Raw genomic sequence first — 12897 nt, 5'->3', positions numbered from 1 at the left:
TTTACTGCGTGATAACTTAAGCCTGTGGCTGAGTTACAACGTCTTTGATACCTTTCACGTCGATTTCAACGCGACGATCTGGCGCCAGGCAGTCGATCAGGGCATTGCGGCCTTTCACGCTGTCACAGGTGTTGCCAGTAACTGGGTTGGATTCGCCCATACCGCGTGCAGAGATCTTGTTAGAAGGGATACCTTTAGATACCAGGTAATCAACTACAGATTGCGCGCGCTTCTCAGACAGTTTCTGGTTGTACTGCTCTGAACCGATGCGATCGGTGAAGCCCAGTACTACAACAGAGCCGTCTTTCGGATCCATTGAGCTCAGCTGGCTGTACAGCTGATCAAGAGCCTGCTGACCTTCTGGCTTCAGAGTAGATTTGTTGAAGGTGAACAGAACGTCAGACTTCAGGGTGAAACGCTTGGTTTCAACAACTGGCGCTGGAGCTGGAGCCGGAGCTACAACTGGCGCTGCATCTTCATCCTGACCGAAACGGTAAGAAACGCCTACGCTCAGCATGCTGTTGTCTGGACGTGCACCAACGGTACCTGCGTCACCGATGTTGTTAACCCACTGGTAGTCCAGGCGAGTTGCCCAGTTTTTGGTCAGTGCGTATTCAACACCAACAGCAGCCAGCGGAGAAACGCCGGTGTCGTGGTCGCTGATGCGGCCAGTAGTTGGGTTGGTCTGAGTAGAGTCAGCACGCCATACCATACCACCCAGACGGGTGTAGACATCGAAGTCTTCGGTAATTGGGTAGCTCAGTTTAGCAGCCAGCTGAACGCCTTGTGCTTTGAATGCGCCATTGGTCACGGTACCTTTGTTAGGCATACGGCCCAACCAGTCGTAGCCCAGCTCGAAGCCCAGGTACGGGTTCGCCTGATAACCCAGGAATGCACCAGCACCTAGCTGAGATTCATGAGTTGGACCGTTGTTGTTCTCATAACCGTTACCGTAGTAACCAGTATCGTGATACTGAGACCAGCCCAGTTTAGCACCGGTGTACCAGGTGTTATCTTTAGGTGCGGCCTGCGCTACGGTAGCGAAGCCAGCCAGTGCCACTGCAATTGCGATAGCTGTCTTTTTCATTTTTGCGCCTCGTTATCATCCAAATAGGCAATGAGCAAAAAGGTTGCTCTTTGTGTTAATCCTTCGCCGGGTCTAAACGCTCGCTTTTGACTCTACCGAAAAAACGGAGGTTATTGAGCACCCTGGCGAGCTAAAGTCTACAACGAGATTGGAAACTTACAAGTATGATGTGACGCCGGGCAGCAAAAAAACAGCGATTTATACACACATTTTAACAAAACATATGGCTAAATCTTCGGTCTTAGAAAACAAAAAAGCGTCTAAGCCATTGTCATAGCTGGCGGGAAAAGAATCAGTAGCTTAGATGCAACTTTTGCAAAAAAAATGCTGAGAAAATTCCTGGATTTACTTAATGAAACAAATCTGAGGGAATTTTTGACGCATTAGGTTGTCTGGAATGAGCATATTGACGTCCCTGTGGACGCAAAATCAGACCGAGTGCTTCACCTTCCGCCGCTGCTTGTTCCAATTCTAAACGCTCTTCATCACTTAATTCGTACGGAATCCAGGCAAGCACGACGCTGTAGTTACCCGTACGTAATGCCTTCACCATACTTTCAACGGTGTTAAAACGCTCAGATTCGGTGATATGCATACTCTTTTCTAACGGCAATCCCGACTGCTGCATCCAGCTACGATTTAGCTTATGAGCCGGAGTGAGCCACAGCTGCCAGCGCGATTGCTCGCTCAACTGTTTTAGTACCGGAAGCAGCATAAGTTGCATCATTTCAGGTTGTTCGCTGGAGCGCAGTTCAGTAATTCCACCCAGCGAAGGTTGCGCTAAGCCAGGTGAAGCGAAACGATGTGAACGATCATCAGGGCCAGAGAAATGAGTACGCATAATTTAATCACTCAGTAATGAACTGTATGGATGTACAGTAATGACTTCCTGGATAAAGATCAACCTCAATTTCTGAAAACGCCTCGCAATTTCTGCACAAGATCCCGCACTCCTGCTTTTATTCATTGAACAGCTAAATCGTTTTTTTTATCTTCTAACCAGATGAATCTGCGAGCTTTTATAGGAAATTTCCCGCGCATGGAATCCATTGAAGGGGGCGTTATGAAGAGATATAACCCGGTAGTTGAGCAATCGAAAGCGCAGTTGGCGGCATTAGGTAAAATTGAATCGCGTACGCAATTTGGGGGGTATGCGCTGACTATTGAGAAGGTGATTTTCGCTTATATCAATGAAGATGCGCTTTATCTCCGAGCCAGCGAGGCGCTTCACGTCTATAACGCACAGCGTTCACTCGAACCGCTGATTTACCGCAAGCGTGGCGTGCCGGTGACCTTAAGCTACTTCAAAGTAGATACACAGTTATGGCAAAACCCCGAACAATTATTGCAGTTATCGGCTAGCTCATTGCGCGCCGCACAGGAGGAAGCGGCTACCAGACTTGTCTCGCTGCGATTGAAAGATCTGCCGAATTTAAGCCTGCGACTGGAGCTGATGCTGCATAAGGTGGGGATCAGTTCGGTGCGGTTGCTGTGTGAAACAGGATCGCGACAAAGCTGGCTGAAACTACGCGCGGTGAATAAGCACATTGGGTTAAAAACGCTGCTGGCGCTGGAAGGTGCAATATCAGGACATCATGAGGCGGCGTTACCCAGCGCCATCCGGCAAGAGCTCTATGCCTGGTATTTAAAAATGCTCCGCCAGCATGCGGCGGCGGAGCATCAGCAGCCTTAATCGTTGAGGAGGGTGCGGCGTAGACGGGCAATTTCGGGCAGCAGCGCGACCAACAATCCCAATTGCTGAATCACTAATGGTGCGCGTGTATCCGGGCTGTTTTTCATCTCGCTCATGCGCTGCATTAGCGCCTGCTGCATCTCTGTGGCTTGCGCATCCGTAACCCGATCGATCTGCAGCACATCTTCTATGAAGCAGACCGCGTCATCCAGCAAGGTCAGTAAGGTACTATCTGCCAGCTGTTCGCGATGCGCTCCCAGCGCCGAGATATAGCTGAGGAAGGAGTGGTTCAGACACAGCAGTCGAAACGCGTTCTCACGTAGCGGTTGTTGTAGCTTAAGTTCACCACTGATGTTTGACACCACTGACGCTAGCTCAGCATCGGCGTTATGCGCATCGCGACGTGCCACGCGATAAGCCAGACGATTGTCCTTGCCTTGATGATATTGCTCCATAATCGCATCCAGATAGCGGCAGTTGGCATCCAATGTTCGATCGGCAACGGCGGTGATTTTGCGAAAACGCCAGTCGGGCCAGACAAAAGCCACGGCTAGCCATGCCAGGCCGCAGCCAAGCAAGGTATCCACCACGCGCGGCAGCGCCACTTCAAAGCCTTCGCCGAGCAAATTGAAGCACAGCAGAACCAGCAAGGTGATAAACAACGTGGCTTGCGCATATTGAATCTGGCGGAATGCGAAGAACAGCACGCCGCTCAGCACGATCAGCACCAGCTGACCTTCAATCGAGGGCACCAGCCACAAGACCGGCAGGCCGATGGCGATGCCGGCTAAGGTACCGCCAATACGCAAGGCGAGGCGTCGTCGGGTGGCGTTGTAATTGGGCTGGCAGACGAACAGGCTGGTCAGCAAGATCCAGTAACCGCGATCGACGCCGGTGATTTGAATAAAGGCGTAGCCAACACACAGCACTAGCGACATACGCACTGCATGGCGGAACAGGGCCGATTGTGGGCTGAGATGGCGACTCAGGCGTAAGCGGATATCCGCCCAGCCGCTGAGCCCTTCCCGTGACAGATGGTGATCGCTCTGCGGGGACGGTTCGGCCAGCATCTGCTCTGACTCAATCGATGCCAGTTGCGCATCAATGGCACGCAGATTACGCAGCAGCCAGAACAGTGCGTGAATGTGTGGATCCTGCGGCTCGTTCTGCTGAAGTCGTTGCAGCGCGGTTTCCAGCCGTTCAAAGGTGCGTTCAAAATGGCTGTCGTGATGCCACGGCTGACGCAGCAAAATGGTCTCCGCCAGTTGCCGACACGCGCGCGCTTGCATGTTCATCAGGCGCTGGAAACGGAACAGCACTTCGTTGTAACGCCAGTTATCACGCAGCAAATGATATTGCAGATGCGAGGAGCTGGCGCGTTCATGGATATCCTGCGCGACAAAATAGTAGTGCAGGCTGCGACGCGTGCTGCGTGAACCGCGGTCGCCACGCAAACGACTTTGAATGGTGCTTTTAGTGAGATTGAGCTGGGCCACCAACTGGCTGTTGACCATCGCCGTGGCAACCAGCGTAGCGTCATCCTGATCGCCGCCATCGGGATCAAACAGGTTTGCTTTGGCTTCAAGATAGCGCGCCAGCTGGGAAAAACTGCCTGCCAGCTGTTCCTGCACCGGGCGCACCGGAAACATCAAATGACCAACAAAGGTCAGCAAGTTGTACCAAAGGGCACCGATCAACAGCAGCGCTGGCTGCATCCACCACTGCGGGAACAAGCCGATGCCCAGCATGGTATAAACCGCAATCAGCAGCGCACCAAAGGCGATGGTGGCATAACGCTGTCCCAGCGCACCGAGCAAAATAAAGCCCCAGCTGGAAAGCGCCAGACCCAGAGCAAACGCCCACGGATGGGGGAACAGCAGTTCCACCGACACCGAAGCAATACAGAAACACACCAGGGTGATCAAAAGATTGCGTACACGCCCAATCCAGCGATCGTCGAGATCCGCCAGCGCCGCGGCGACCACGCCCAGCGTCAGCGGAATGGTCCACTCGATTTGGTGCAGCCACCACGGTACCGCCGCGCATCCGGTTAAGGCAAAGAAGATGCGCAGCAAATAGCGTAGGCTGCTGTTAAACAGATAACGTCGCCAGCCTGGCAAGGCGTCATGAATCATTGAACGGCCTCAGTAGCGGCGACGCGCATTGGCTTCACGCGCAGCCTGCGCTTCTTCAACGGAGACCACGCGACGGCCAACCGGCCACAGCGCAATCGCGGCAATTTTGAAGTTGGCGATGCCAACAGGAATGCCGATGATGGTCAGACACTGCACGATACCGGCCGAGATATGCGCCAGACATAGCCACCAGCCAAACAGTATCAGCCAGAAAATGTTAAGGAAGGTACCGCCGGTATTCATCACATGGCTTTTACTGTCGGGGCGCAGCACATCGACATGCACCGCTTCGTTGCCAAAGGGCAGCAGAGACAGTTTGGTGATTTCCCAGCAGGAGCGCGTCAACGGCAGCGTAAAAATCAGCACGATGCTCATCAGGGTGGCAAACAGCCAGCTGAGGGTGGTGAAAAAGCCGCCGAGAATGAAATTAAGAATATTAAGTACGGTACGCATAAACGTGTTTTTCCTTTTGTAATCCGCAATATGTGGCGCCAAGTTTAGCCTGTTTTAAGGCTGGAGCGCCAAGAGTCTGACAGGTAAACTGCGCGATATCGAATTCCACATGACGGTGCGGACATGGAACTGAAAGCAACATCAATGGGTAAACGTCTGGCACAGCATCCCTATAATCGGGTGCGCTTGCTGGCCGCCGGCGTGGAAGTCAGTGGCGATCGCCATGAATATCTGATCCCGTTTAACCAGTTGCTCAACATTGCCTGTAAACGCGGCATGGTATGGGGCGAACTGGAGTTTCTGCTGCCAGATGAGAAAGTGGTGCGCCTGCATGGTACCGAATGGCAGGAAACGCAGCGCTTTTTCCACTACTTGCAGCACGCCTGGCAGCAGTGGAGCCAGGAGATGAGCGAGGTGAGCGCGGAGGTGTTGGTCGCGCTGGAGCAGGAAATCCTCGCCTTCACCCAACAGGATCGCTGGTTGAAACGCAGTGAGCTGAGCGCGGTAAAAGAGAGCATTACACGCCAGTTTTCTGCCTTGCCGTTGCCTCTCGCACGTATTGCCGAGTTTGATAACTGTCGTGAGCGCTGGGAATTCTGCCAGCAATGGCTGGAGCAGGGTGAAGCGGCGATCCGCCAACGCAATCGCCAATGGACCAGTAAGATCCTCAGCGACTATCACGAATTCTTTTCCACGGTTGAAACCACGCCGCTCAATCCATCGCAATGCGAAGCTGTAGTGAATGGCGAAGACGCGCTGCTGGTGCTGGCGGGGGCGGGCAGTGGCAAAACCTCGGTGCTGGTGGCGCGCGCCGGTTGGCTACTGAAACGCAAGCTGGCGCAAGCGGATCAAATTCTGTTGCTGGCGTTTGGTCGTCAGGCGGCAGAAGAGATGAATGACCGTATTCAAACGCGCCTTGGTGAAAGCGCGATTCAGGCGCGTACCTTCCATGCGTTGGCGCTGCATATCATCCGCGAAGGCAGTAACAAACAACCGGTGATTAGCAAGCTGGAAAGCGACAGCAAGGCGCGGCGACAGTTGCTGATAGAGACCTGGCGCGAGCAGTGCAACAGCAAAAAAGCGCAGGCCAGCGGCTGGCGTCAGTGGTTGCAGGATGAGCTGGAGTGGGAGATTCCCGAAGGTCCCTTTTGGCAAGATGACAAACTGGCGCAGCGCATCGCATCGCGCATGGAGCGCTGGCTGGGCTTGATGCGCATGCACGGCGGCGCGCAGGCGGCAATGATCGCGGATGTGGCAGAAGCGCAGCGCGATAATTTCAGCAAGCGTGTCAAACTGATGGCGCCACTGTTAAAGGCATGGAAAAGCGCGCTGAAAGAGGAGGGCGCGGTCGATTTCTCCGGGCTGATTCATCAGGCGATTGCCATTCTGGAGAAAGGGCGTTTTATCAGCCCGTGGAAGCATATTCTGGTCGATGAGTTTCAGGACATCTCACCGCAGCGAGCCGCACTGCTGACGGCGCTGCGTCAGCAAAACAAGCGAACCAGCCTGTACGCGGTGGGCGATGACTGGCAGGCAATCTATCGCTTTAGCGGTGCCGAAATGAGTTTGACCACCGCGTTCCATCACTATTTCGGCGATGGCGATCGCTGCGTGCTGGATACCACCTATCGCTTTAACGATCGTATTGGTGAGATAGCCAATCGCTTTGTACAACAGAACCCGCATCAGCTGCGCAAGCCGCTGAACAGCTTGAGCAAAGGTAATAAAAAATCGGTGACTTTGCTGCCGCAGGATCAACTGGAAGCGCTGTTCGATAAACTGAGCGGTTATGCCAAACCCGAAGAGCGCGTACTGCTGCTAGCGCGTTACCACCATTTGCGGCCGGCAATCCTCGATAAAGCTAAAACGCGCTGGCCAAAGTTAAAGCTGGATTTCATGACGATCCATGCCAGCAAAGGACAACAGGCGGATTTTGTTATTGTATTGGGGCTGCATCAGGGACGCGACGGTTTCCCGGCACAAGCGCGGGAATCCATCATGGAAGAGGGTTTGCTGCCGCAGCCGGAAGATTTCCCGGATGCGGAGGAGCGACGGCTGGCGTATGTGGCGATGACGCGTGCGCGCCAGCAGGTGTGGCTGATGTTCGATAAAGATCGGCCTTCGGTATTTGTCGAGCACCTGCGCGAATTAGGTGTGCCACAAAGCCGTAAGGCCTGATGATTAGGGTTTCAGGCGTTCGGCGAGATAACGCTGATAGTCTGGAATCTGAATCTCAATCTGTTGGGCAAACTTCGGTGACTGGATAATAAAATCTGCGGTGGTGCGGTTATTGGCCACCGGGATATTCCACACCGTGGCGAGGCGCAGCAGCGCTTTGACATCTGGATCGTGCGGCACCGCATTCAGCGGATCCCAGAAGAAAATCAGCACATCAATTTTACCTTCCGAAATCAACGCACCCACTTGCTGATCGCCGCCCATCGGGCCGCTTAGCATGGCGTTAACATCCAATCCGGTATGACGATTAATCAGATTGCCGGTGGTGCCGGTAGCGTACAACACATGCTGTTGCAGCGTGCTTTGGTTGGTTTGCACCCACTCCAGCAGCGAGGCTTTACAGTGATCGTGTGCAACGAGGGCGATATGTTTCTGAACCTGAAGGGTACGAACGGTCTGCTCCATAGGGCTTCCTGTTTCTTCTCATGCATTATGTGTTAATGCAGGAGTTTACCCCTGGCGTTTCATCACTATCAACTTGCGCGTAAGGTTTTCATCCAGCTAATAAAACGCAGACGTGTGGCGGCATCAAAACGCTTGAACCAGCCATGCAAAGAGGGAAGATCGCTAACGTCTTGCCAGGCGTAATCCAGATTCAACTGCGCCTCGCTGGCGCTCAGCGAATGTAAGGCAAAACGCGGAACCGAAGCGGCGTGGGCATCACGATTATAATTCACCATCGCCTTTTCGAAATCGTTATCACCTGGCTTCGGCAAATGGTCGCGCAGGCTGGTGATTTCTATGCCGCGTTCATCAATCAGTTGAAAGTTGAGGGTTTTGTCGAAGGTGCTACGTTCACGACGATTAGTGAGCGCAGGCAAGCGAATTGCCACCGAATGGGCATTGGCGCTGAAAGTGACAATCATCGGCACGGATTGAAAGTGCGCGGCGTCAGTGCCCGGTTTTTCCACACGAAACAGAAACTGATGCTGCCCACGATCCAGCTCAAGGCTGCCTGCGCCTTTCAGCAGCGAACCAGAAATTTTACGCCCGTCCAGCACCAGCAGTTCGATCTCGGGATCGAGCTTGAGAGTGATGGCCTGGCATGAGGCTGATACGAGCAACAGCAGTAAACCCGTAGCAGTTAAAGACAGCTTCATTTCAACTCCCGGCAGAAGGGGGTAAATCGATTATGTGTAGCAAAGTATTACATTATGGCAGTAAATTTACATTTTTACATATTTATTCGTGCTGCTGCGCAAAGTTCTGGTGACCAACAGTTGCAGCCTGATGCGCAATGCCATCTACACTTAAGCGAATGAACCAGGAGAAAAAAGATGAATGATCAAACGATTCGCGATGTGCTGACTAAAACCAAACGTATCGCGTTAGTGGGCGCCAGCGACCGCCCCGATCGCCCGAGCTATGGCGTGATGAAATATTTGCTCGATCAGGGATACGAGGTGATTCCGGTGAGTCCTAAATTGGCGGGACAGCAACTTCTTGGTCAAACCGCCTATGCCACGCTGGCGGATGTACCCGGAAAAGTGGATATGGTAGATGTGTTTCGCAATGCCGAAGCGGCATGGGGCGTAGCGCAGGAAGCGATCGCCATTGGTGCGGATACGTTGTGGTTACAGCTGGGCGTGATTAATGAGCAGGCGGCGGTGCTGGCGCAAGATGCGGGTATGACCGTGATAATGGATCGCTGTCCAAAAATTGAAATTCCTCGGCTGGGGATTAGGCACTAAAACAGAAACGGCGACCGGAGTCGCCGTTTGATTAATGTCTCAGGCTGGGTGCCTGCAGCTGTTGCCGAATTGACGCGGCCAGCTCATCCATTGAAGGTTGTTCGGGATGTTCGAAGGAGGTTTCCCCCGCCAGCTGAACTTCAGCGACATAGGTATGCACCTGATCGCCTTCTTCATCTTCCATCACCACATGATACCAGGGCGCGGCGCGCAGCGTTTCGCTGGCAGCGACATCATCAACTTCTGGCTCATCAAGCGAAAACTCCGGATCGACATCCACGATAACGCCGAGCACCCCGGAGAGACGATGTCGGACCTGCTGTCCAATTCCAAATTTAGTCGTAATCATTGTGACCTCCCAAAAGACTGCCCTGTAACCAATATGGAGGCAGGGACAGCGTTTTCAAGTCACAGCACGCGGCAGGCAAAACCTTTCAGATAAAGCCCTTCAGGATAGCTGGCGATCACTGGATGGTCGGCTGCCTGACGGAACTGCTCTATAAATTGTACATCACGACCGGCATCAACGGCGGCATCAGCGATGATTTTCTGGAACAAATCGGTTGGCATCAGGCCAGAACAGGAGAAGGTCAGCAATACGCCACCAGGATTCAACAGCTGAATGGCCAGCATATTGATATCTTTATAGCCGCGACACGCGCCCATCAACTGGTTCTTGTTCTCTACGAATTTCGGCGGATCCATGACGATCAGGTCGAACTTTTCGCCGCTGTCGCGATAACGACGCAGCAGTTTGAACACATCGTCACGCACAAACTGGGCACGCGACACATCCAGACCATTGAGTTCAACGTTCTGTTTCGCCACGTCGAGTGCGTCTTGCGAAGTATCAACGCTAATCACTTCACGACAGCCGCCCATCAAGGCAGAAACCGCAAAACCACCGGTGTAAGAGAAGCAGTTCAGCACGCGTGCATTATCTGAGTAGCCACGCGTGGCAAAACGGCTGTCACGCTGATCAAGGTAGTAGCCGGTTTTATGACCGCCCTGAATATCCACCAGCAGCTTCATGCCGTGTTCAGTAATCGGCAGCAGCGGTGGCGGCAGTTCACCCGAAACCGGCCCTTGCGCCAGCTCCAGTCCCTCTTTTTTACGCACCGCCACGTCTGAGCGATCGTAAATAGCGCAATCCGGGAAACACTGCTGTAAGGCGGAGACGATGGCCGGACGCTGATACTCGGCACCCGCAGACAACAGCTGCATCACCAGGAAGTTGCCGAAGCGATCGATGGTTACGCCCGGCATGCCATCAGACTCACCGGCAATCAGACGATAGCTGTCCAGCCCATCACGTTTCGCCAGCCAGTCACGCCACAGCTGGGCTTGCTCAAAGCGGCGCACGAAGAAGGTGATGTCGATTGACTCATCCTGTTGCCAACTCCAGACGCGTGCGCGAATTTGTGATTGCGGAGAATACGCGGCGCGAGCCAGCCATTTGCCATTGCAGTCACAGATATCAATGGTTTCACCAGACTGGGCTTTACCTTCCATACGTGCAACGGCACCAGAGAACACCCACGGATGGCGGCGGAGCAGGGATTTTTCACGTCCCTTTGTGAGAATCAATCGAACGGTCATAGTTTGCTATGCTTACCTGAAAAAATGAGGCGCCATTTTCCGGCGGATGGCGGCAAATTGCAACGCAAGACGATGGGAGAACGCAATGGCTACCACATGCTGCAAAATTTGGGTGCACGGCATCGTGCAGGGCGTGGGGTTTCGCTACCACACCCAAGCGCAGGCCAGAGAGTTGAATCTTAACGGTTATGCGCACAATCTGGCGGACGGCAGCGTTGAAGTGCTGGCGTCCGGTGAGGCGCAGCAGGTCGATGCATTGATCAGTTGGCTCAAAGCGGGTGGGCCGCGTAGCGCGCGGGTAGATAAAGTGCTGGTGGAGCCGCATCAGCCCAGGGAGATGCCTACGCGATTCACCACCGGCTGATTACAGGCATTTGGCTGGTTTCGGCAATCCGGCAATTTTGGTCGCCTGCTTGGCCGGGCCTTCCGGGAAAAGACGGAACAGATAGCGGCTGTTGCCTTTCTCCTCGCCATACTTTTGCGCCATGGCTTTCACCAGCATGCGCACCGCCGGCGACGTATTAAATTCCTGGTAAAAGTTGCGCACAAAGTGCACTACTTCCCAATGCGCGTCACTCATCACGATCGCTTCTTGCTCCGCGATGGCAGCAGCCAGCGGCTCGCTCCAGTCCGCGCTATTTTTCAGATAGCCTTCCGCATCGGTGGCAATCTCTTTACCAGCAAAATTCACAGTCATTCCTCATGGCGTTAATCGACACATTGTAAATTCGCCCGGCCATAAAAAGCAAAAACCCCGCCGAAGCGGGGTTTGACAACTCTTGCGGCAGCTTAATCGCGGTTAGCGAAGCCCAGCAGGCTCAACAGGCTAACAAAAATGTTATACAGCGAAACATACAGGCTTACGGTGGCGCGAATATAGTTGGTTTCACCACCGTGAATGATGTTGCTGGTTTCCCACAGGATGGCACCGGCAGAGAAAAGGATGAACAGGGCGCTAATCGCCAGATGCAGCGCAGGCAGTTGCAGGAAGATATTAGCAACCACCGCCACCAGCAGCACGACAAAGCCCGCCATCATCATGCCACTCAGGAATGACATATCGCGGCGCGTGGTCAATACGTAGGCCGAGCAACCGAAGAACACCAGCGCGGTGCCGCCCAGCGCCATGGCGATCACATCACCCATGCCTGCAGTGAGGAACGAGCTCAGGATTGGACCAAGGCAGTAACCGAGGAAGCCGGTGAAAGCGAAGGCCGCCAGAATACCTGCCGGGCTGTTAGCCAGTTTATGCGTCAGGAACATCAAGCCATAAAAGCCGACCAGCATCAGAATCAGGCCCGGTGAAGGCAAGGCAAACACGGTGCTGAGTGTGGCGGTGACGGCCGAGAAGGCCAGCGTAAAGCCAAGTAACAGATAAGTATTGCGCAGCACCTTGTGGGTGCTGACTAACGATTGCTGCGACGAGCTAAAAATTCTTTCCATCATGCGCTCCTTAAAGAGAGAAACACCAAATATGGCACGAGGATACGCAGCGCCTGAAAGACAGAAAAGGCGTTTTACCCATCTTTACGCGATAAATTGCTGTTTCGCTGAGCAGAATGGCGAAATTGACGCCGAAAAAATAGAATTTGGCTGTTTTTCAGCCGAACGATTCATTGCAGGCTTTACATCGTTATGGGGGATGTTTATAGTGCGCCTCATTGCGGAGGGGTGGCCGAGTGGCTTAAGGCAACGGTCTTGAAAACCGTCGATGGGAAACCATCCGAGAGTTCGAATCTCTCCTCCTCCGCCATTCACTCTTGCAGAGTGACGCAACAAAAAAATCCCCGGAGGGATGGCCGAGTGGCTTAAGGCAACGGTCTTGAAAACCGTCGATGGGAAACCATCCCAGAGTTCGAATCTCTGTTCCTCCGCCATATTAAAGAAGCCCGCAGAAATGCGGGCTTTTTGCTTTTCTGCGTTCACAAATTCCGAAAAACATCGCGTGGCTTTTCCATCTGCTGCCGTTCCCCGACGCCACGCGCGTTAACTGCTATATTC

General features: G+C 53.5%; 14 protein-coding genes and 2 tRNA genes. 6 read left to right on the top strand and 10 right to left on the bottom strand.

Going from position 1 to position 12897, the window contains the following annotated elements; translation table 11 throughout:
* Positions 1-16: 16 nt before the first annotated feature.
* Together ompA and sulA are read right to left on the bottom strand one after the other, a co-directional pair.
* Positions 17-1087, bottom strand: coding sequence for a porin OmpA (ompA, locus tag KVT28_RS05020; RefSeq protein WP_101760922.1), 1071 nt, complete (start codon positions 1085-1087; stop codon positions 17-19).
* 349 nt (positions 1088-1436) lie between these two features.
* A complete protein-coding gene (sulA, locus tag KVT28_RS05015; RefSeq protein ID WP_217547041.1) occupies positions 1437-1928 on the bottom strand; it encodes an SOS-induced cell division inhibitor SulA in 492 nt (163 codons plus the stop codon).
* Positions 1929-2150: 222 nt separating this feature from the next.
* On the opposite strand from sulA, the gene KVT28_RS05010 reads away from it, so the two are divergent.
* Positions 2151-2780, top strand: a complete 630-nt coding sequence (locus KVT28_RS05010) for a TfoX/Sxy family DNA transformation protein (protein ID WP_101760920.1) — start codon at positions 2151-2153, stop codon at positions 2778-2780.
* Here the strand turns inward: KVT28_RS05010 and yccS are convergent.
* On the bottom strand, positions 2777-4915 hold the full coding sequence (gene yccS, locus KVT28_RS05005; protein WP_217547039.1) for a YccS family putative transporter: 2139 nt from the start codon (positions 4913-4915) through the stop codon (positions 2777-2779). The two genes, KVT28_RS05010 and yccS, sit on opposite strands and share 4 nt — an antisense overlap.
* Positions 4916-4924: 9 nt before the next feature.
* Positions 4925-5368: a YccF domain-containing protein gene (locus KVT28_RS05000; RefSeq protein WP_137385518.1), complete on the bottom strand. Its 444-nt coding sequence runs from the start codon at positions 5366-5368 to the stop codon at positions 4925-4927.
* A gap of 123 nt (positions 5369-5491) precedes the next feature.
* Between KVT28_RS05000 and helD the strand changes: the two genes are divergently transcribed.
* Positions 5492-7546, top strand: a complete 2055-nt coding sequence (gene helD, locus KVT28_RS04995; protein WP_217547037.1) for a DNA helicase IV — start codon at positions 5492-5494, stop codon at positions 7544-7546.
* 3 nt (positions 7547-7549) lie between these two features.
* Here the strand turns inward: helD and KVT28_RS04990 are convergent, their stop codons facing one another.
* Both KVT28_RS04990 and KVT28_RS04985 read right to left on the bottom strand, forming a co-directional pair.
* On the bottom strand, positions 7550-8011 hold the full coding sequence (locus KVT28_RS04990; protein WP_101760917.1) for a methylglyoxal synthase: 462 nt from the start codon (positions 8009-8011) through the stop codon (positions 7550-7552).
* 68 nt (positions 8012-8079) lie between these two features.
* Complete coding sequence (locus tag KVT28_RS04985) at positions 8080-8706, bottom strand: DUF2057 family protein (protein ID WP_217547035.1); 627 nt, start codon at positions 8704-8706, stop codon at positions 8080-8082.
* Between the two features lie 177 nt (positions 8707-8883).
* Between KVT28_RS04985 and KVT28_RS04980 the strand changes: the two genes are divergently transcribed.
* Positions 8884-9297 (top strand): CoA-binding protein, encoded by a 414-nt coding sequence (locus tag KVT28_RS04980; RefSeq protein WP_101760915.1) that lies wholly within the window; start codon positions 8884-8886, stop codon positions 9295-9297.
* Positions 9298-9328: 31 nt separating this feature from the next.
* On the opposite strand, the gene hspQ is transcribed toward KVT28_RS04980, so the two are convergent.
* Together hspQ and rlmI are read right to left on the bottom strand one after the other, a co-directional pair.
* The gene (gene hspQ, locus KVT28_RS04975; RefSeq protein ID WP_008101422.1) at positions 9329-9646 is read right to left on the bottom strand and encodes a heat shock protein HspQ; all 318 of its coding nucleotides are present in this window, start codon (positions 9644-9646) and stop codon (positions 9329-9331) included.
* A gap of 59 nt (positions 9647-9705) precedes the next feature.
* On the bottom strand, positions 9706-10896 hold the full coding sequence (gene rlmI, locus KVT28_RS04970) for a 23S rRNA (cytosine(1962)-C(5))-methyltransferase RlmI (RefSeq protein ID WP_110865872.1): 1191 nt from the start codon (positions 10894-10896) through the stop codon (positions 9706-9708).
* Positions 10897-10981: 85 nt separating this feature from the next.
* Here rlmI and yccX point away from each other — a divergent pair, with 85 nt between their 5' ends.
* The gene (gene yccX, locus KVT28_RS04965; RefSeq protein WP_101760913.1) at positions 10982-11260 is read left to right on the top strand and encodes an acylphosphatase; all 279 of its coding nucleotides are present in this window, start codon (positions 10982-10984) and stop codon (positions 11258-11260) included.
* On the opposite strand, the gene tusE is transcribed toward yccX, so the two are convergent.
* Both tusE and yccA read right to left on the bottom strand, forming a co-directional pair.
* Positions 11261-11587 (bottom strand): sulfurtransferase TusE, encoded by a 327-nt coding sequence (gene tusE, locus KVT28_RS04960; RefSeq protein ID WP_101761038.1) that lies wholly within the window; start codon positions 11585-11587, stop codon positions 11261-11263. It abuts the gene before it with no gap.
* Positions 11588-11685: 98 nt separating this feature from the next.
* Entirely contained in the window at positions 11686-12339 is a 654-nt protein-coding gene (gene yccA / locus KVT28_RS04955; protein ID WP_007887332.1) for an FtsH protease modulator YccA, read from the bottom strand.
* Positions 12340-12561: 222 nt separating this feature from the next.
* On the opposite strand from yccA, the gene KVT28_RS04950 reads away from it, so the two are divergent.
* Positions 12562-12649, top strand: a tRNA-Ser gene (locus KVT28_RS04950).
* Positions 12650-12685: 36 nt separating this feature from the next.
* Positions 12686-12773, top strand: a tRNA-Ser gene (locus tag KVT28_RS04945).
* The last annotated feature ends 124 nt before the right edge of the window (positions 12774-12897 follow it).

The organism is Pantoea sp. GbtcB22 (genome assembly GCF_019091025.1).
GTDB classification, from domain to species: Bacteria; Pseudomonadota; Gammaproteobacteria; order Enterobacterales; family Enterobacteriaceae; genus Pantoea; species Pantoea leporis.
The sequence above is the reverse complement of the archived record's forward strand: the minus strand, read 5'-3'. Positions and strand labels throughout refer to the sequence as shown.